Below are 18,350 nucleotides of genomic sequence, written 5' to 3'. Positions count from 1 at the left end.
GGCTATTGCGGTTAATGGATAGTAATAATGTTATTCCTTAATTCGAAATTTTTCCCAGTTGATATATTTAATATTTTTAATACAGAGGATAAGTTTTGGTTTTTATCAATGCTTCCTTTAAAGGTGGATTTGTAATTTAGATTATCTAAACCTATAATTTTCACATTATACCAACGTTGAATTTGTAGCATGATTTCTTTTAGGTTGTTGCCATCAAAGAAAAACTCCCCTCTTTGCCATGCCGTGCGAACATTAATATTCGTTTGATCAATATTGATCTTTTCCTTATTGGAAATAGCTTCTTGACCAGGTTTTATAATAGAGCTTGAGACACCATTTGTTACTTTTAAAGAACCTTCAACTAATGTTGTTGCCACTTGGTTTTCGTAAGCATTAACATTAAATGATGTTCCAAGAACTAGAATTTCGGTTTCTCTGGCTTTAATAATAAAGGGCTTGGATGGATTTCTGGCAACTTCAAAGAAGGCTTCCCCTTCTAATTCAACTTTTCTAAAATTTGAATCAAACTTCTGAGGATATTTTAGTTTTGAAGAAGAATTCAACCAAACCTTTGTTCCATCCTCCAAAGTCATTGAATAGGTGGAAGCAATAGGTACTTCCATAGCTATTGAGTCAGAATTATTATTTATGTTCCGATAAGAAGAAGAGTCAGGTAATTGTTCTTTCGTACCGTCCGAAAAACTTAGGATTGCTTGGGTATTTCCAGGGGATAAATCATTTATGATTGAGTCCTTTGTGCTTAATACATTTAGATCTAGCTTACCTTTATCATAACTTTTGACTAAGTAATAACCAGCAAAACAAATACAGATGAAAGCTGCTGCAATCCCAGTAATTAATTTCCAAGGGAAGTTTTTTTGTAATAGAAGCTGCTGACTATTTTCAATATTTTGAAATATTTCTTTGGATAAGGATTCTTGTTCATCAGGTTGCAAATTGATATCGTTTGAATCAAAATCATTATAAAACCAACTGTTTACAAACTCGATTTCTTCATCACTACAATTGCCTTCCTTGTATCGTTTAAGGAGGTCTTGCAGTTGATGCACCTTATCTTTTTCTTTCATATACCTATATAAACTTCAAAAAGTAGATATGGTACCGAAAAAAAGTGAAATTTACTTCACTTTTAGCTTGAGCCTATTTAAAGCTAAAGAAATGTTGTTCTTAACTGTTTGTTCAGAGAGGGTAAGATTAGTTGCAATTTCTTTGATGGGCATTTTCTGGTTCCTACTGAGCTCAAAAACTGTTCTCATTGTTGGAGGCATATTATTAACTTCTTTCTTAATTAATTTGTCAAGTTCTTTAGCCATAAGAAATTCTTCAGAAGTAGGTTCAGTTAGATGTTCAGAATGTTGGGCAAGTAGTAGCAATTGGTTTTGGTATTTTTGGTTTTTGGAGATCCTATCTATTATTTCATTTTTTGCTAAAGTAAATAAATAGGGATACATCGAGTTTTGTATTTCGATATGGTTCCGTCTTAGCCAAAATTTTGTAAGAATTTCTTGTAAGATATCTTGGCTATCTTCCTTAATTTGAATCCGTTTATAAATAAACCTAAATAGAATCTCAGAATATCTATTTACAAGCTCGCAAAACGCGGTTTTGTTATTCTTTTTGATTTCAAGAAATAACTGAAAATCACTTAAGTGTTTCATTGATATTCAAAAGGTAATGTAAACTGTTTTTCAAATTTATAATTGTGTTATTAAGTTACTGTTAATTGATTAAAATTTTCAGTAAATATTAAGTTAAATAAATATATAAGTTCTAAAAGATTATTACCTCTATAAAATAAAATGTCGGTTGCCCATCTCTTTACAATACTTTGGTTGGATAAATAAATCCAATTAGATAATACATTTGGAAGGGGCGGTCATTGTCAAACTTTTGATACCATTGGTTTTTATTTTAATCTCATTACCAAATCGAAGAGCAAATCCTGACCATTTAGGATGATATTATTGACCTTATCCGCTAATTTTGTTCTGATTCTGGTAGATAATGGAATGTTATCATGCCCCGAAATCAACCTTAATTAAAAGTAAACCTCAATAAACCATCATGGAAATCGCTGAAATTCTTTTTGATAGTGCTTATCTCGTTGCGGTATTGACGATGGGGTTTATCCTCTTGATGCGGTCAAATGGCAGGGAACTGGTCAAGCTATTCGGAATTATGGCCTTGATACTAGGATTTGGAGACTCCTTTCACTTGGTTCCCAGGATTTATGCGCTGACCACCGATGGACTGCAAAACCATCGGGCTACATTAGGCTTTGGAACTTTTGTGGCCTCCATTTCCATGACTATTTTTTATGTTATCCTTTACCATATTGCAAAAATTCGATACTCCCTGAAAGATGGGTTTTTGACCTTGTTGGTTTATGGTCTGGCAAGCATACGGATCTTGCTTTGTCTGTGCCCTGATAATAAATGGACTTCCGAAGCCCCATCGTATTCCTGGGAAATATATAGAAATATACCATTTTTGATGTTAGGGATAGTGATCATTATCCTGTTCTGGAGGGAGGCTAGGAAGAATAAGGACAGGGTTTTCCGTTGGATGTGGTTGGCTATTGTGCTAAGCTTTGCCTTTTATCTTCCGGTTGTTATTTGGTCAAGGAGCATTCCAAGTATTGGGGTTTTGATGATCCCGAAGACGATTGCTTATGTTTGGATGGTTGTTATGGGAATGAACCTTTTGAAATCAGAAACGAGATCTGAAAAATAAGAAAGAAAAGGGGCGATTGGATCCAATTGCCCCTTTCGTGTATTAATAATAAGTATATCTCCTTACCCCAGCGATATGTCTTGCCAATCGCATGACTTGGTGAGAATAACCATATTCATTATCATACCATACATAGATAATGGCTGTTTTTCCATCTTCCGAAACGATGTTAGCGGGAGCATCAATAACTGAAGCGGCTGAAGTTCCGATGATATCTGAAGAAACGAGTTCCGAATTGTTGGTATAGCTTATCTGTTCAACCAGGTCACCGTCCAATGCTGCCTTTTTCAGGAGGTCATTCAATTGGGTCAAGGTTGTTTTGTTGTTTAATTCTAAGTTGAGGATTGCCAATGATCCATTTGGTACCGGCACGCGGATGGCATTGGAAGTTAGTTTTCCAGCCAAGGCAGGCAATACTTTCGCCACTGCTGAGCCAGCGCCGGTTTCTGTGATGACCATGTTCAAGGCAGCTGCGCGACCCCTTCTGGATTTCTTGTGCATATTATCGACCAGGTTTTGGTCATTGGTGTAGGAGTGGATGGTCTCAATATGACCCTTGTTGATTCCCAATTCCCTTTCTAAAACGGCCAATACCGGTGAGATAGCATTGGTCGTACAAGATGCTGCCGAGAACAGTTGGTCTTTCTTAGGGTCTGCATCCAATTCATTTACCCCGTAAACAATATTAGGGACGCCCTTACCAGGTGCAGTCAACAATACCATGGATGCTCCTTTTGAAGTCAGATGTCTTGAAAGTTCCTTGTCATCCCTGAAAGCTCCTGTATTGTCAATTACCAATGCATCCTGTATACCATATTTTCCATAGTCAATATCTTCAGGGTTTTTTGCTGAGATAATATATACAGGGATTCCGTTGATGATCAATGCTCCGTTTTCAGCATCAACAGCTACTTCGCCATCAAAGTTGCCGTGAATGGAGTCTTGTCTTAATAGGGAGGCCCTTTTCTCAAGGGTTTTTTCATTTACCTCATCTCTGGTTACAATGGCTCTCAATCTCAATTGTCTGCCTGCTCCAGCTTTGCTGATCAGCTCACGGGCAAGCAGTCTTCCAATCCTTCCGAAACCATAAAGTACGACATCCTTTGGTTGGAAAGGTAAATGTTGATTGGCAGGTTCCAATTCCTTGCGGACAAACTCTTTGATGTCAGCATCCTGGATGCCCTGTTTGCGGATGTTGAGTGCCAATTTCCCGATATCTAACCTAGAAGGATTAAGATCTAGGGCATAGATAACTTCGGCAACCTTTAGGGTTTCCATAATATTCAATTCTACACCGGCATACTCTTTTGTTTCCTGGTGTAAATTCAGAATAAAGCTGACCCTGCGATCGATCAATTGGTTTCTGAAGAGCACGAGTTCAATGGATTGGTTGAACCATAGGTCGCTTACGATTTGGATAAGCTTAACGCATGCATTTTGGTTTGATTTGTAACTTTTGATCTGGTCCTCAAAAGTAGAATTGTGTATCATAATTATTGATTGAAAGAAATTTGACGCAAACTTAGAGCTTTTGTATTGCTTAAAAAATAAAAATTGAAAATATGGCAATTTTAAGCTACTTAAGCTTCGTGCTTTTCATAATTTTTAAAAAATTATAACATCTTATTGTTAATATGACAACTTTGTTCTCGTCGCTGCTAAACGCTTTTTGCTTATTTTATTTATTATTATGCTTTCGGGGAGAAATAATTATTAATCTAGGTTTATTACACATTTTAATGAATTGTAAAGAATTCCTTACAGAAGTTGCTTAAAACGTTTTAGTTACTATCTTTAAGCTAATCGATAAGAGATAATAAACCTTTAATCCAGAATTTTATTTTCATCAAGAGTACCAAGAATTCAATGAATTGAGCTTTTGGACTTCCGATACATTTTTAGAAGATTTTAGACAGCACCTATGATTAATAAAGCAAATGTCCTTGGGGTTTTTATGTTGTTGCTGGCACACTTGCTGCCAGCACAACATATCAAAAATGATTTGAGAGCCCCCGCTTTTCCATTGATTACCCTAGACCCTAATACGAGCGCATGGTCTTATACCAATAATCTATATGATTCCAATCCATCCCATTGGTCAGATAAGAACCTGCCTTTTATGGGAGTATTAAAGGTGGATGGGAAATTTTACCGGTTTATGGGAGCAGAGGATGTAGAGATGCTGACGGTCATTCCAAATGGTGAAGATAAGGCATGGGAAGGGAAGTATACAACGACAGAGCCTGCAAAAAATTGGTTTGCCAAGGATTTTGATGCCGCTAAATGGCAGACTGGAAAAGGTGCTTTTGGAACAACTGAAAATGAATCGCTGAGCAAGACCAATTGGACCACAGACAAGATCTGGGTTCGAAGAGATATTGAACTTGGGGAAGACCTGAACAACAAAAACGTATTTCTGGAATATTCGCATGATGATGACATCAAAATCTATGTGAATGGAATAGAAGTAGTCAATCATGGTGGAACTGGAAAGAATAAACGCGTCAAATTATCGGAGGAGGTAATCAAGACCTTGAAGAAAGGTAAGAATAGCATAGCTGCCTATTGTTTCAATGGTGGTGCAAACGGATTTTTGGATTTTGGATTGCTGGTTGAGCGTAGTGATAAGGCTTTCTTTGCTAATACGGCAAAGCAGATTTCTGTAGATGTACAGCCTATGCAAACGCTATATACCTTCCAATGTGGCGATGTGGAACTGAAAGTGACTTTTACGGCTCCGGTATTTTTAGATAATCTGGAATTGTTGTCTAGGCCGATCAACTATTTGAGCTATGAAATCAAATCTCCACAAGCCAAAGACGTTGAGCTATATTTTGAAGCCTCTCCAAATTGGGCCCTTAATCTTCCGACACAAGAGTCTGTTTCAAGTACCTTTCAAAAAAATGGGATTACTTACCTAAAGACAGGTTCTACTGCCCAAAAGATTTTGGGTAGGACCGGAGACCATGTGAAAAACGACTGGGGGTACTTCTATTTGGCCAGTGAAAGTGCCGGTACTACGGCAAAGGTAGGTTCTAGTACCGCCTTGCGTTCCGCATTTGCCTTAGGTACTGCCAACGATGCAGACCAAAAGGGCGGAGTAAAGCAATTGGCTTTGTACAAGAAATTAAAAGTTAACGGTACATCGAAAGGTAAAATAGCCATTGGTTATGACGATGTATATGCCATTCAATACTTCAATACCAACCTTAGACCTTATTGGAACCGCAAAGAAAATAGCAGCATTGAGCAACAGTTTGAAATTGCCTTTAAGGAGTATGATCAATTGATGGCTGCGAGCAAGAAGTTTGATGATAAATTCATGCAGGAATATCAGCCTTATGGAAAAGAATATGCAGAGCTATGTGCTTTGGCCTATAGGCAATCCATTGCTGCCCATAAACTGGTTGAAGCTCCAAATGGCGACCTCCTTTGGTTGTCTAAAGAAAACGACAGTAATGGCTCAATCGGAACTGTAGACATTACGTATCCTTCATCGCCCCTGTTCTTGATCTATAATCCAGAACTGGCAAAGGGCTTGGCGAACTTTATCTTTTACTATTCAGAGTCTGGAAAATGGCAGAAGCCATTCCCTTCGCATGATATCGGTACCTATCCTGTTGGAAACGGACAGACTTACGGTGGGGATATGCCAATTGAAGAGGGTGGAAATATGTTGATCCTGACTTATGCCATTGCAAGGGCGGAGGGAAATGCTGACTATGCGAATAAGCATTGGAGCACATTGACCACTTGGGCAGATTATTTGGTCGAGAAAGGCCTGGATCCGGAGAACCAGCTATGTACAGATGATTTCGCGGGACATTTTGCCCATAATGCGAACCTTTCTGTCAAGGCTATCATGGGAATTGCATCCTATGGTTATTTAGCGAAGATGTTGGGCCAAGATGAAGTTGGCACTAAATATATTGCGAAAGCTAAGCAAATGGCGAAAGAGTGGGAAGAGATGGCAAAGGATGGCGATCATTACAAGCTTACTTTTGATAAATCAGGAACCTGGAGCCAGAAATACAACATGGTTTGGGACAAGATCTTTGATATGGGGATTTTTGATCCAAAGATCAGGGAGACGGAGATCAAATACTACTTGACCAAGCAGAATAAATACGGGCTTCCATTGGACAGCCGTGAAGCCTATACCAAGACGGATTGGATTTTTTGGACGGCTACCATGGCGGATAAACATGAGGACTTCCTGAAGTTTCTAAAGCCTGTTTATCTGTTTATGAACGAGTCAACGACACGGGTGCCGATGTCGGACTGGATTTGGACGGATCGTCCTGAACGCAGAGGATTTAAGGCAAGAGCGGTTGTAGGTGGGTATTACATAAAACGTTTTGAGGATTTGATTAAAAAAGGAAATTAAGATCAGGTTATATATTAGGTTAATTAGAGAGGGGGGATGCGAAAGCATCCTCCTTTGTTATTAATCGACGATAAATAATTCGGCTGCTATCTGATCCGCCAGTAATTTTCCGGATGGGCTTAAACTGATGATGCCTTCTTCTGAGATCAATACTTCTTGGTTGTGAACATATTCCTCAATGTTCTTGAGGATGCTGCTTAGGTAATCGTTTCCAAATTCCTTTTCCACGTAGTTTTTGTCGATTCCCCATTTGGTCCTTAATGAGGTCATGACATATTCATTGAAGCGGTCATTCTTGCTCAGTTGCTCCGTTTCCAGAGGGAGTTCTTTGGCTAGGATTCCTTTGATGTAGAGTGCATTGTTGGCAATGTTCCAGGATCTGGAAGTTCCGTTGAAGGAATGTGCAGAAGGACCTATGCCTAGGTAGGGTTTCCCTTTCCAGTAATTGCTGTTGTGACGGGCGTAACGATCTGGTTTGGCAAAATTGGAGATTTCATAATGTTCGTATCCTGAGGAAGTAAGCGTATCGATGAGCATGAGCATTTGTTCGGCACTCTGTTCTTCGTTGAGTGCTGGGGTTTTCCCTTTGTTGATAAGATGTGCCAATGCAGTTTTCTTTTCCACTGTCATGGAGTAGGAGGAGATATGCGGGACTTCCAGTTCAATCAGGGATTGCATATTGGATTTCCATTTGCTATTGGTCAATAAGGGGTAACCATAGATCAGGTCGCAGGTAATGTTTTCAAAACCTGCATCCTGCACGCGCATGATCGATGATCTTGCTTCTTCGGAATTATGGGCACGGTTCATCCATTTGAGGTCTTCCTCGAAGAAAGATTGTATGCCTATGCTGAAGCGGTTTATCTCGGTGTTGCGGAGTTCCTGTACTTTCTTTTTATCCAGGTCGTCAGGGTTTGCTTCCAGGGTGATCTCTGCATCGGAACTGATTTCAAAGTATTTGGCGACTTGGCCGATTAAGGCGTCGATTTCCTTTGCTTGGAGGATGGAAGGGGTTCCACCACCAAAGTATAGGGATTCTACTTTTTTGTTCTCGAGGTAGGAGGCACGGAGTTCAATTTCCTGATGCATGGCTTGGAGCAGGTCTTCCTTGTACTTTAGGGAGGTGCTAAAGTGGAAGTCGCAGTAGTGACAAGCTTGTTTGCAGAAAGGGATGTGGAAGTAGAACATGAGGGCAAAGGTAAGGAAATAAGGATAAACAGAAATTAGCAATAAACATTGAACTGAATCCTAGTAATTTCATTTTCGACGACGATAAAACCTAATGAGCTATCTAAGAAATCAAATGGTTTTTTGTTTCCTAAGGCTTTTGAAGGGGTAAAAAGCCAATTTTTAAATTGTTCAGGACTATCAAATACTTCATATCCCAATCCAAATAAGTGGGATATCTCGTAGATTCTTTCTGAGGTTTCTTGATTGTAGATGTTTTTATTCTGCATTTTTCTTTTGGAGCTTGGTAATATTTTTTCAAAATCCTTTTCATCAGCTTCTATATACTTAATAAAATCTTTCCATTCCTTTTTAGTTACTCCTGTTCGGATCTTTTCAATTATAGCTAATTGCTCTGCAGGTGAATCTTTCTACGTTCTAACTAACCAAGTAGGAGAAAGTTTTGTATTTGTTGCTGTTGGAAAAGATGTGGTCTCTTTTATTATGCTTTCGTGTGGTTGGACCTTGTTTTTTGAATTCATAATGTTGGGAAAATCTGCCTTATGCTAATTGTGTTTAATTATCGATAAGTTGTTCATTATTAGTGATAAAACTAATGATTTTCTATTAAGTAATCGATTGTTATTTCTACATAGCTAAGAGCATCAAGTAGATTTTACTAATCCCTCTGCTGTACCTAAATTATATAATTCCGACATCCCAAAGTTTTGTTGCGGTTTTCATATTCTGTTATTTCGGTTATTCATTTTAGGAAATAAAACATGAACAAGCGATTTTACCTATTCATATTATTCTGCTTTGCGGCGGTGCTGACAAGCCTTTTTTCTTGTAAGAAAGATTCAAATAATCCCGAACCAGAAACGGAGGATCCAGGTTATGAGGAATATGCAGGAACGGAGGTTTATATTGCGGGTGACCTAAAAACCCATATCCCCGTTTTATGGAAGAATGGAAAACCTAAACCGATTCTTGATAATGGGAATTCGGGGATGGCCCACCATATAATCGGTTATGGGAATGACCTCTATATTGCTGGGATGACCCAAGAATTTACAGATGCAAATCCTTCAAACTTTAGATCTGCAATATTCTGGAAAAATGAGGAGAGGGTCATTATCGATAAGGTAAATGATACGGAGTTAAAACAAATACATAGAGCAGCCAATGGGGATATTTATGTATAAGGATATAGGTACGGCGTTGATCCGACTTGGGATACCATCTGGAAAAATGGGGAGATCTATAAATTGGAACCTGCAGGGATACGCTGGACGATAAGCAATATGCTGACTATTGGCAATGATTTTTATGTGGCTGGAAACATACAAGAAAAAGGAAGCTCGCATGCCGTAGTATGGAAGAATGGGAAGATTTTTAAACATTATCCTAATAAATCCTCTATTGAAATTGGGACTAATGGGACAGATTTATTCAATTACGTTTATTTTACGGAGGATCCGCAAACCAAGAAGAAAAGCTATAAGGTTTATAAAAACTCCAGCTTGTTTTATTGTATTAACCTAACGGATACGGAATGGAAATTTGCATCAAACAGGGTCATATTTCAAGAGGGGGATAATAGCTATGTGGCTTGGGCAATTAGTTCGAAGAACATTACAGGGCTGAATGATGTAAGGGTTTGGAAGAATGGGAAGCCAATGGATATTAAAATTAAAGATGTCTTCATTCCCACCGCTTTGTATGTGAAAGGGAATGATGTCTATTTGGCTACCCTTAAAGAGGATGAGGCCTTTGACCTAAAGCCTGAGCTATTTAAGAACAATCAGTTGATGCCGATGGATTTTGAGGGCAACAATAGGGCGAGATTTAATTCCATCTACGTAAAATAGTGAAATTATGAACTTAGGTTCATTTTAACTGATTGTAGGACCGGTAAATTTGCTTACCAGGAGGGTAATAAGCAGAAGAATAATTCTATACATCCTAAAAATTGAGAAGGGGGTTTAAGTGTTGTCATTGAAAGTTACCTGCTCGGGAATGTCCTGATTGTAAAAGGAAAGAAGGGATAAGGGCTTTCCATGGATTTCTGTCATTGATTTATATTAATCAAGCAGCTATTGTCTTTTTATTTTATTCCTAAATTATTTTCTTCGTTTTGAAGGAAGGGAACGGATTTTTCTTTTAATTTTATAATGGCCATACTTTATGGAAAAAAATGAAATATCATCATCTTATTCCGTATTTAAATCTTAACTAATAACAAGAAATCTATGTTCAAGCATCTAAAATATATTGACGGCAATTCAGATAAGTTTTGGGAAATTGAAACCTCAGGGGCTAGCCATACCGTTACCTACGGTAGAAATGGAAAGGATGGAGAATCGAAGACCAAGTATTTTGATTCTGAAGAAGCTTGTTTAAAAGATGCGGAGAAGTTAATCAATGAGAAGACCAAAAAAGGCTATTCAGAAGATGGAACTGTTAACCTGGAGAAGCAGTCGGCTAAAGATGGCAAGCCAGCCGTGAAATCTGCTAATCAGCAACAGAAAGAGGAATTGATCAATGAGTTCCGAGATTTGGTTAAAAGAGCAAATGTAGATGGAATCGTCCCTTTTTTGGAAAAGCATGCAAGTGGGAATTTAGAGTTGCTCAGGAAGGAATTAAAGGATATAAAAAAGTACTATATGACCTATGTGGATCTTGCTAAAGAGCCTCAGTTCAGATCTCAGAATTCTGGTGATTGGGAGTATCGGGCAAATAGGATCCAACAGTTCGTCATTAAACTGCTCGCTCTAGGGCTGGTAAACCAAACCGAAGCAAACTCCTGGTTTGAGCTGGTGGAGTTATTGAATGAGGCCAAAAATCCAAAGATGCTGCAGGTTTTGGAATATGCGAAGCCGACCTGGATAGTTGAATTCTTATTGACACAGATTAGAAGGAACAATTGGATAAAGGTGAAATATTGGAATTTGAGGATGTATGAAGAGAAGGGGTTAGTTTCATTTAACCCTGAGCTCTATGCCTTGACAATCCCTGACTTCTATGAAAATTATCCTACCGATATCAATGAAGAAATGTTGGAGGAGTTTTGTTCTGATCCGATCGTTTTGCAACGCGATATCCCTTTGGTATTTGAATATGAAACCGGTATTCAAGGGATTAACTATAATTATGACCATAAAACCGGAACCAGTATTTCTCTTTGGAAAACAATCTTTGAGAAGTTGGTAAAGGATGGAAAGTACAGTAAGGAGTTCGTTCTGAATGGTGCCCTTGAGGTGCAGACCAAAAATTGGAACCCTAACCTGAAGACCTTTTTTAGGGAGCTGATCTTGAATATAAAACCTGAAGATGATCTGTTGTTGAAAGAGCAACATGCTATACTTCCATTGTTCCATGCTGAACAAACTGGCGCAATAAATTTTGCAATCAACATCCTTAAACCTTTATTGGATCATAAGGATTTTGATATCCAGGAATTCCTGACCTGGATAGAACCTGTTTTCATGCGTGTGGATATGAAAGGTGGGATTAAGACTTTGATCATTCAATTGGATAAATTGTTGAAAAAGAGGCCTGAGTTGAGTGATCGGATTTCTGCAATTGTTGCTGATACTTTTATGGTTCCTGACCTCCAATTGCAGGAGCGTGCTGCAAAGTTTCTATTGAAACATCAGCAACAAGTCTCTGAACCTGTTCAGGAAAAACTGTCGATGTACAGGGAACAGATGTTAGGGGCTACATCTAATGATCTTAAGGAGTTAATAGGAGAAGAAGCTAACTATTATTCTGAAGATGATATCCTAGCTAGCTTGGCGGGCGAGGACCATGAAAACTACAAATATGAGCCAGTAGCGGCAGAAAAGTTGGTTGAAGAAATCAAGGTGCCTTCTGACTGGAATGATATCCTGTTTCTGCTAGGACAATTTATCCATAGTAAGGATCATTTGGATATGGAAATCTTTTTGAATGCATGGACTTTGCACGTAAAGGATTTTCCAGATGATTATAAAAAACAATTGGAGCCCTACATCAATAAGTTGAAGAATTATTATGATGATAGTGCTTTCATTGGAATCTTTTCTGAGGTTTTTATTAATTATTTCCATCGACCGGCTAAAAACTACATATTCAATAACAACTATTATTCTAAAAGTAAGACGGTCATGTTATTGAATCTCTTATTGGTAACTCTTCAAAACCGATGGAGATCTGGAACGGCATTGCCTCTTCTGTCATTGCCGACGCATAAGCCTTATTGGATCGATCCATCTGTCCTATTAGATAGGATACTACTGCATGAGGAGATGCGAGAAGATATAAATATCGTAGACCTGAGTATTGCACTGAGCCGTACCGTTCGTGAAAACTTGTCTGATGTTGAAGGCAAGATTGATAGGCTGGAGCATGAACAGCTTAGAGAGATCCTTCGTTATGCCTTAGGCTTTGATAAACAGATGTCCCTAGGCAAAAAGAATTGGTTTTCTAAATTGATGGGTAAAACGGAAGGGAAGGACGATTGGTTAGGATTATGGGCAACCGTGGCTAGGACGCATTATCCTGATGCAGTTTTTGAGGAATTTGATGCAACGGTTTTAAAGACGGCCCCTTTTGCCGTAAAACCCTTTGAAATGGAGATTAAGGTTGAGCCGTATATTGTGCAACAAATGAATTGGAGGATCAATAAAAAGGAAGATGTTTTTATTGGGAACCAATTGCAATATGACTTTCCGCCTAATGGAAAGTTCCCAGAAACCTTTTTATATGCATTGGATTTATTCAATCGCGTAAATGATCAATATTACTCCAGTTATATTCATGCTTTGGATGTGCCTTTTGTGTGCAGTATAACGCCTCAAAATACGGAAGCTACCTGTATGTTTTATACCGTTCAACATAATCTCATGGCTGAATGGAGTGATAAATCTAGCAAACCGCTCTTGGAACAAATGTTTTATCCTTTCTTCAAAATGAATGAATATGCCATTTGGTATTTAGCAACAAACTTTTATAACAAGGATAAAGCGGTGCGAGGAACTGTCGTAGAGCTGTTGATTCAGCTGATCGAACAAAATAGATTACCAACGGAAGCATTAGGAAAAAAACTTATGTTACTATTGAATAGTGATTATGGACCGATAGGACGAATGGCGGAAATATTAGAACAATGCAAGGACATTTCTTCTAAACACAATCAAGCAATCCTGCAAATACTGAGTAATGCCTTTGAAGCTGTAAAGGTAAAGGATAAAATGCCAACCAACTTCAAGAAATTAGTGGAGCTGTTCTATGACCTTCAACATAAGTGCAATTGGCAGTTGAGTGAAATACTGAAGGAATCGATGCAGAAATTGGAAGGATATAAATCCCTTCAACCAATCTTAAAGAAAATATTGAAATAGATTATGGCAAATGTAGATTTAGATATTGCGTATCAAACGAATTCAGTATTGACCCAGAAGTCAGGGATTCAACAATTAGTACTGTCGCACCAAGCGGAGCTTAAGGAAGTAAATGATGTTCCTTGTTTCTTTTGGGGTAGTTTGACGGATCCGCTAACTACTGCTAAATGTTTGATGACCCTTTCCAAAGTGGTTAGGTCCAGTTTTGGACCTATCCCTCCAAGCCTGCGTGACCCTATTGTTTCAGCAGGTACGGATCAGATCCGCTTTGAGGGATTCTCTTCCTGTAATGGCGTCTATGCAAGACTGGATCTATTGGAGGATGCCATTGATGGTGAATTCCTAGCCAGCGGTACCACGAATGTAGATTTTAACGAACCTATGTTGAACGCATTGAATGCTGTTCGGAAAACAGAAAAAATGGTCTTAGGAGTAGGCAGTAAGGAAGTATCGATCAGTACAAATAAGGGAAAGGTAGTGGAGAAGAAAGTTCGATTGCCAGAACGTTGGATAAAGGGATTGACCTCGGTGCAGTTGTATTTGGCTGGTATGGAGGAGAAATTTAGATTGAACAAGGTTCAGGTCATCCAATTATTCCAAGCTATCCCGAAAGGGAATGTGAAAGGGGAGTTCTTTCTTACCAAACGTGCTAATCGATTTGTACTGAGTCCGCTTGCCAGCCCTGATTCGGTTCGAATTGGAGGGGTTCAACGTTTGAGGCTCCTGGAAGGTGTTTTGCCGTACATAGAAAGCATGGTGGTTTATCAAGAGCAAGGAGCTGAGAGCTGTTCAGTTGTCGCTGATTTTAAGAACATGCGATTGACCTTGTCACTGTCGCCTGATAATTATAGGGGCTTTTCTGGAGAAGGAAATGTATTGGAGAATATGGTTCAATCCGTTCCTGATGAATGGGTTTTAGGGATTAACACCTTGTTGAAATCTAATGAGCTTTTCGACCCTACCATGCTATCTATTGAACATGATGTAGATTTTGGAACGATGGATAGCTTGACTGCCTCGCTCTCCTCCATTGGTCTTTTGGGGTATGACCTGAGTAGCCATCAACATTACTATAGGAGACTGCCCTTTAAGATGGAGAGAATTCTTTCCTTGAACCCTAGGTTGAAAAACGCCAAAAAGTTATTGGAGCATTCAAGTGTTCAAATTGTCAAATCTTCCGAGAACTATATTGAAGCCAGGGTCGAGGGCTCAGGAGTTCAGCATACAGTCATCATACAAAATGAACAAGGTAGATGTACCTGTGATTGGTTTACAAATCACCAAGGAAAGCGCGGTGTCTGTAAGCATATATTGGCTGTAAAGATGTTGAATAAAGGGTAGTTTATTTATCGGGGACTAAATCATATTCTTTGATTAGTAAACCTGCTGGAATATGTAATTCTTTTGAAAACGCTCTTATGTAATTTTAAGACAGGGGTCTCTTATAATTTAATATTTTACTTATCAACCCTTTATTGGTTACCTGGAGGTCTTTTTGTTTGAGTCCGAACTCTTTCATTCTAATTTTGATTATCTCAATAGGATCAATATCATCAAAATGGTAATTGGTTTCTTCGAAGTCTGAGATGAGTTTTACCAGCAGTCTCTTTTCTTTATCTTCATCGGTTCCTTGTTTAGAATATTTCAATTCTTCAAAACGAGAAATTGCTCTGTTATATTCCTTTTCATTCTCTATAATAAACCACATTTTAAACCTCCTTTACATTAACCTTTTCATATTCGCTGTGGGTTCCAATAAACCTAATGTCAACGTATTTATCCAAATAATCTACTTCAATAAATAATCTATACTTATTTCCCACTATCTTAAATCTTGCTCTGTTTGCAGGTATAATTTTAGCTTTTGGGAAATCTTCAACCACATCAGCTGACTTTGTCCAATTAGCTAATTTTACAATTGAAACCTAAATATTAATTGATTTTGAGCTGTCTGCATGTTTTCTTTTGAAGTCGTGTAACTTCTTTAATTTCAATATAATTATGCATCACGAAAAAAGCTAGAAGTTGTCGAATTGACAACTTTAATTTATTTTCTACCTATTTCCTTCATTATAGAAAATATACAGTCCATCCTTCCCCGCGACTATCACATCTTTTCTGCCTGAGTTCCTGAGATCAGTCACTGAAAAATAAATCCCTGCACCTTTTCCTTGATCCAAGGGGCCATAACTAATGATGTTTTTCGTAAATGACTTGCCATTCCATTTGAAATAATATAATCCCACAGGATCATTTGCACCCGGATCTTTTCCATTGTGCGCTCTATATCGCTTTCCGGTGATGAGTTCTTCTTCTCCGTCGCCATCAATGTCAACCCATTCCATGGTATGGTATTGTGAATTGTTCAGGTCAATTGGGTGTTCTATCCACTCACGTTTGCCATTAGAAGCAATCTTTTGTTCATACCAATGAAGGCCGTAGGAATGCCCTTGTCCGACGATAAGGTCGTTTTTTCCATCCTTGTTGATATCCAGCAGCAATACGGGAATGCTCGCATCTCCAAAATCAAACTCCTGATGTAGTGTCCATTTCCCTTTAGGGTCAGCAGGAGCCTCATGCCAACCATTGTTAACAATGATATCCATCCGTTTATCGCCATTTACATCCCCAAAGCCCATTCCATGTCCTTGCGTTGGGGCGACATCTATTTTGCTGAATTTTCCAGTTCCTTTGCCATTCGCGTCGGTAATCAACTTATAGTACTTCAAGGGATGTCCAGGATTGTTGGGAATGATCTCTAGAGAGCCATCACCATCAAGGTCAAAACCCCTTGCGGTTTCAATATTGCCGGTAGAATCAATGCTATGTTTCTTCCAGGCTGTATTGTCTCCCGGGTTCTCCATCCAGTATAGTGTTCCAGCAAACCAACCTCCGGTGATATAGTCCATTTTTCCATCTCCATTGACATCCATTGGGATATGCATAAACTCATCCCAATATTCGTCGACACGCTTTACTTCGGCAATAAAATGTCTTTGCACATAATCTGGCCCCTCATACCAAAAAGCTCCTGATACTAAATCTGGCTTTCCATCTCCGTTGACATCGAACACCCCGACAGATTCATAGGTCTCCGAAGAAACCTTCACTTTCTTAAAGTGAACAGGTCCGACAGGGTTGGCCTTTTTCTGGTCCTGGCCAGAGGCGGATAGAATAAATCCTAGGCTTAAAATGGTTAAAAGGGTTAGTCGCATAATTTCAAGTTAAGAAACTAGCATAATTAATCCATCATGTAGTGTCATGGTTTTTTAAGACTGGCCTATTGCGTTCTCGGTTAAACCCCTATTTAATAGATTAGCAAGGTCTTCCGGTCCAAAAAGGAAGATGATAAATCCATTTGTTTTATTCCTGGAAAATCAAACATTTTATCCTTTGGTATAAAAATTGATTTGTGATTTATAACACCAACTATAAATTACATTTAAAAAGAACTCACTATGAATTACAAATTAATTATTGCCATGGGAATGGGAGTGTTATTGACGGCTTCATGTTCCAACTCGAACCAAGATAAATCCAACGAACAGAATGACAAGGATACTGTTGTTCAGGTTGTGCCTGAAACCAAAGTGGTCGTTGAGGAAGTAGAAAAAACTGATTCAGCACAAACTTCGCCTGCTGCCATAGCGTCCAAACAAGTTAATGATGGAACCTTGAGCGTTACGAAGGCGAGTATTGTCGGCAGCATCCTAAATGTTGAGTTAAGGTTAGACAACACAGATAAAAAGGTAATAAACATCAACTTTCCTGGAGAAAACATTTATTACATCGATGATGCCACGGCTAAAAAGAACAGTCTGTTAAAGGATGACGCCGGTAAATTCATGTTCACTCCAACCAAGGAAGAAGGTAAAAAGCTTTGGTACTTAGGTTCAGATAAGATGGTATTGATAAACTTAAAGTTTGCTGTTCCATCTCCTGAAACCAAAACCATTAGTTTGACCCTTAGTGATTACGGTAGCTTTGATGCCCTGCCAATAACCAGGTAATATGAGAAAAATAGAAATATTATATGCTCTGTCTTTCTTGGTTCTCGCCGCATCCTGTAATTCGGATACAAAGAAAGAAGAGCCTAAAAACTCTACCGAATTGATTGCCACTGAGGATTCCATTGAAGATAATGTCGAAACTGGAGATACCTTAACGGCAACTCGCGAGACAGTTAATCCGGATAACAATACTTTAACAGCCACTGGCAGTGGCCTCAGCGCTGAACAGAGCAACCTCAATGTAGATGCTCAGCTCGCCGCTGATCAGCTCTTTGATTTCAATAAATCAACACTGAAGCCTGAAGCTGAGGAGATGTTGACCCAGCTAGCTACAAACCTTGAGTCAATGGGTGATGAAAGCGTAAGGATAACCGGACACACAGATTCCAAAGGGGACAACAGCTACAATAAAAAACTCTCCTTAGATAGAGCCAATGCGGTCAAGGATTGGTTGGTCAATAAAGGGTTAAAAAACCAGATCATTACCGAAGGAAAAGGAGAAGAGGAGCCCATTGCTGAGAATACCACGAGCGATGGAAAAGATAATGAAGAAGGTAGAGCGAAGAACCGACGGGTAGAGGTGAAATACCTAGGTACACAAAGTATCAGTAAATAAAATAAAGAAAGGCCGGAAATCAGATCTCCGGC

Annotated in this window: 16 protein-coding genes; 8 read left to right on the top strand and 8 right to left on the bottom strand. The window is 38.8% G+C overall.

The window, feature by feature from the left end:
* Positions 1-11 precede the first annotated feature (11 nt).
* Positions 12-1,088, bottom strand: a complete 1,077-nt coding sequence (locus tag RT138_RS03890; protein ID WP_313189612.1) for a FecR domain-containing protein — start codon at positions 1,086-1,088, stop codon at positions 12-14.
* Positions 1,089-1,139: 51 nt separating this feature from the next.
* Entirely contained in the window at positions 1,140-1,679 is a 540-nt protein-coding gene (locus RT138_RS03885) for an RNA polymerase sigma factor (RefSeq protein ID WP_313189611.1), read from the bottom strand.
* 406 nt (positions 1,680-2,085) lie between these two features.
* On the opposite strand from RT138_RS03885, the gene RT138_RS03880 reads away from it, so the two are divergent.
* Complete coding sequence (locus tag RT138_RS03880; RefSeq protein WP_313189610.1) at positions 2,086-2,754, top strand: hypothetical protein; 669 nt, start codon at positions 2,086-2,088, stop codon at positions 2,752-2,754.
* Between the two features lie 42 nt (positions 2,755-2,796).
* Here RT138_RS03880 and RT138_RS03875 read toward each other — a convergent pair whose 3' ends face one another.
* On the bottom strand, positions 2,797-4,245 hold the full coding sequence (locus tag RT138_RS03875; protein ID WP_313189609.1) for a glyceraldehyde-3-phosphate dehydrogenase: 1,449 nt from the start codon (positions 4,243-4,245) through the stop codon (positions 2,797-2,799).
* Between the two features lie 430 nt (positions 4,246-4,675).
* Here RT138_RS03875 and RT138_RS03870 point away from each other — a divergent pair, with 430 nt between their 5' ends.
* Complete coding sequence (locus tag RT138_RS03870) at positions 4,676-7,141, top strand: glutaminase family protein (RefSeq protein WP_313189608.1); 2,466 nt, start codon at positions 4,676-4,678, stop codon at positions 7,139-7,141.
* 60 nt (positions 7,142-7,201) lie between these two features.
* Here RT138_RS03870 and hemW read toward each other — a convergent pair whose 3' ends face one another.
* Together hemW and RT138_RS03860 are read right to left on the bottom strand one after the other, a co-directional pair.
* The gene (hemW, locus tag RT138_RS03865) at positions 7,202-8,329 is read right to left on the bottom strand and encodes a radical SAM family heme chaperone HemW (protein WP_313189607.1); all 1,128 of its coding nucleotides are present in this window, start codon (positions 8,327-8,329) and stop codon (positions 7,202-7,204) included.
* 35 nt (positions 8,330-8,364) lie between these two features.
* Positions 8,365-8,712, bottom strand: coding sequence for an antitoxin Xre/MbcA/ParS toxin-binding domain-containing protein (locus RT138_RS03860; protein ID WP_313189853.1), 348 nt, complete (start codon positions 8,710-8,712; stop codon positions 8,365-8,367).
* Between the two features lie 378 nt (positions 8,713-9,090).
* On the opposite strand from RT138_RS03860, the gene RT138_RS03855 reads away from it, so the two are divergent.
* From RT138_RS03855 to RT138_RS03840, 4 genes are all read left to right on the top strand, one after another.
* Positions 9,091-9,513, top strand: coding sequence for a hypothetical protein (locus RT138_RS03855; protein ID WP_313189606.1), 423 nt, complete (start codon positions 9,091-9,093; stop codon positions 9,511-9,513).
* Between the two features lie 99 nt (positions 9,514-9,612).
* On the top strand, positions 9,613-10,179 hold the full coding sequence (locus RT138_RS03850) for a hypothetical protein (RefSeq protein WP_313189605.1): 567 nt from the start codon (positions 9,613-9,615) through the stop codon (positions 10,177-10,179).
* Between the two features lie 381 nt (positions 10,180-10,560).
* Positions 10,561-13,692: a DUF6493 family protein gene (locus tag RT138_RS03845; RefSeq protein ID WP_313189604.1), complete on the top strand. Its 3,132-nt coding sequence runs from the start codon at positions 10,561-10,563 to the stop codon at positions 13,690-13,692.
* Positions 13,693-13,695: 3 nt separating this feature from the next.
* Positions 13,696-15,033, top strand: coding sequence for an SWIM zinc finger family protein (locus RT138_RS03840; protein WP_313189603.1), 1,338 nt, complete (start codon positions 13,696-13,698; stop codon positions 15,031-15,033).
* Between the two features lie 85 nt (positions 15,034-15,118).
* On the opposite strand, the gene RT138_RS03835 is transcribed toward RT138_RS03840, so the two are convergent.
* From RT138_RS03835 to RT138_RS03825, 3 genes are all read right to left on the bottom strand, one after another.
* Positions 15,119-15,400 carry a transcriptional regulator gene (locus tag RT138_RS03835; RefSeq protein ID WP_313189602.1) on the bottom strand — a complete coding sequence of 94 codons (282 nt, stop codon included), beginning with the start codon at positions 15,398-15,400 and terminating at the stop codon, positions 15,119-15,121.
* A 1-nt stretch (position 15,401) separates the two neighbouring features.
* Complete coding sequence (locus RT138_RS03830) at positions 15,402-15,611, bottom strand: type II toxin-antitoxin system HigB family toxin (RefSeq protein ID WP_313189852.1); 210 nt, start codon at positions 15,609-15,611, stop codon at positions 15,402-15,404.
* 135 nt (positions 15,612-15,746) lie between these two features.
* A complete protein-coding gene (locus RT138_RS03825; RefSeq protein ID WP_313189601.1) occupies positions 15,747-16,907 on the bottom strand; it encodes a VCBS repeat-containing protein in 1,161 nt (386 codons plus the stop codon).
* A gap of 243 nt (positions 16,908-17,150) precedes the next feature.
* Between RT138_RS03825 and RT138_RS03820 the strand changes: the two genes are divergently transcribed.
* Together RT138_RS03820 and RT138_RS03815 are read left to right on the top strand one after the other, a co-directional pair.
* On the top strand, positions 17,151-17,702 hold the full coding sequence (locus tag RT138_RS03820; protein ID WP_313189600.1) for a hypothetical protein: 552 nt from the start codon (positions 17,151-17,153) through the stop codon (positions 17,700-17,702).
* Position 17,703: 1 nt separating this feature from the next.
* Positions 17,704-18,318 (top strand): OmpA family protein, encoded by a 615-nt coding sequence (locus RT138_RS03815; RefSeq protein ID WP_313189599.1) that lies wholly within the window; start codon positions 17,704-17,706, stop codon positions 18,316-18,318.
* Positions 18,319-18,350: the final 32 nt, after the last annotated feature.

Origin of the sequence: Sphingobacterium sp., from assembly GCF_032065005.1 — a bacterium.
Lineage (GTDB): Bacteria > Bacteroidota > Bacteroidia > Sphingobacteriales > Sphingobacteriaceae > Sphingobacterium.
This window is presented reverse-complemented; position numbering and strand designations above follow the sequence as displayed.

What these genes read in the sequence shown, in the direction of transcription:
- RT138_RS03815 (WP_313189599.1), top strand. Translation starts at nt 17,704, where the DNA reads ATGAGAAAAATAGAAATATTATATGCTCTGTCTTTCTTGGTTCTCGCC.
- RT138_RS03885 (WP_313189611.1), bottom strand. Translation starts at nt 1,679, where the DNA reads ATGAAACACTTAAGTGATTTTCAGTTATTTCTTGAAATCAAAAAGAAT.
- RT138_RS03890 (WP_313189612.1), bottom strand. Translation starts at nt 1,088, where the DNA reads ATGAAAGAAAAAGATAAGGTGCATCAACTGCAAGACCTCCTTAAACGA.
- RT138_RS03850 (WP_313189605.1), top strand. Translation starts at nt 9,613, where the DNA reads ATGCTGACTATTGGCAATGATTTTTATGTGGCTGGAAACATACAAGAA.
- RT138_RS03820 (WP_313189600.1), top strand. Translation starts at nt 17,151, where the DNA reads ATGAATTACAAATTAATTATTGCCATGGGAATGGGAGTGTTATTGACG.
- RT138_RS03855 (WP_313189606.1), top strand. Translation starts at nt 9,091, where the DNA reads ATGAACAAGCGATTTTACCTATTCATATTATTCTGCTTTGCGGCGGTG.
- RT138_RS03825 (WP_313189601.1), bottom strand. Translation starts at nt 16,907, where the DNA reads ATGCGACTAACCCTTTTAACCATTTTAAGCCTAGGATTTATTCTATCC.
- RT138_RS03845 (WP_313189604.1), top strand. Translation starts at nt 10,561, where the DNA reads ATGTTCAAGCATCTAAAATATATTGACGGCAATTCAGATAAGTTTTGG.
- RT138_RS03870 (WP_313189608.1), top strand. Translation starts at nt 4,676, where the DNA reads ATGATTAATAAAGCAAATGTCCTTGGGGTTTTTATGTTGTTGCTGGCA.
- RT138_RS03840 (WP_313189603.1), top strand. Translation starts at nt 13,696, where the DNA reads ATGGCAAATGTAGATTTAGATATTGCGTATCAAACGAATTCAGTATTG.
- RT138_RS03835 (WP_313189602.1), bottom strand. Translation starts at nt 15,400, where the DNA reads ATGTGGTTTATTATAGAGAATGAAAAGGAATATAACAGAGCAATTTCT.
- RT138_RS03875 (WP_313189609.1), bottom strand. Translation starts at nt 4,245, where the DNA reads ATGATACACAATTCTACTTTTGAGGACCAGATCAAAAGTTACAAATCA.
- hemW (WP_313189607.1), bottom strand. Translation starts at nt 8,329, where the DNA reads ATGTTCTACTTCCACATCCCTTTCTGCAAACAAGCTTGTCACTACTGC.
- RT138_RS03880 (WP_313189610.1), top strand. Translation starts at nt 2,086, where the DNA reads ATGGAAATCGCTGAAATTCTTTTTGATAGTGCTTATCTCGTTGCGGTA.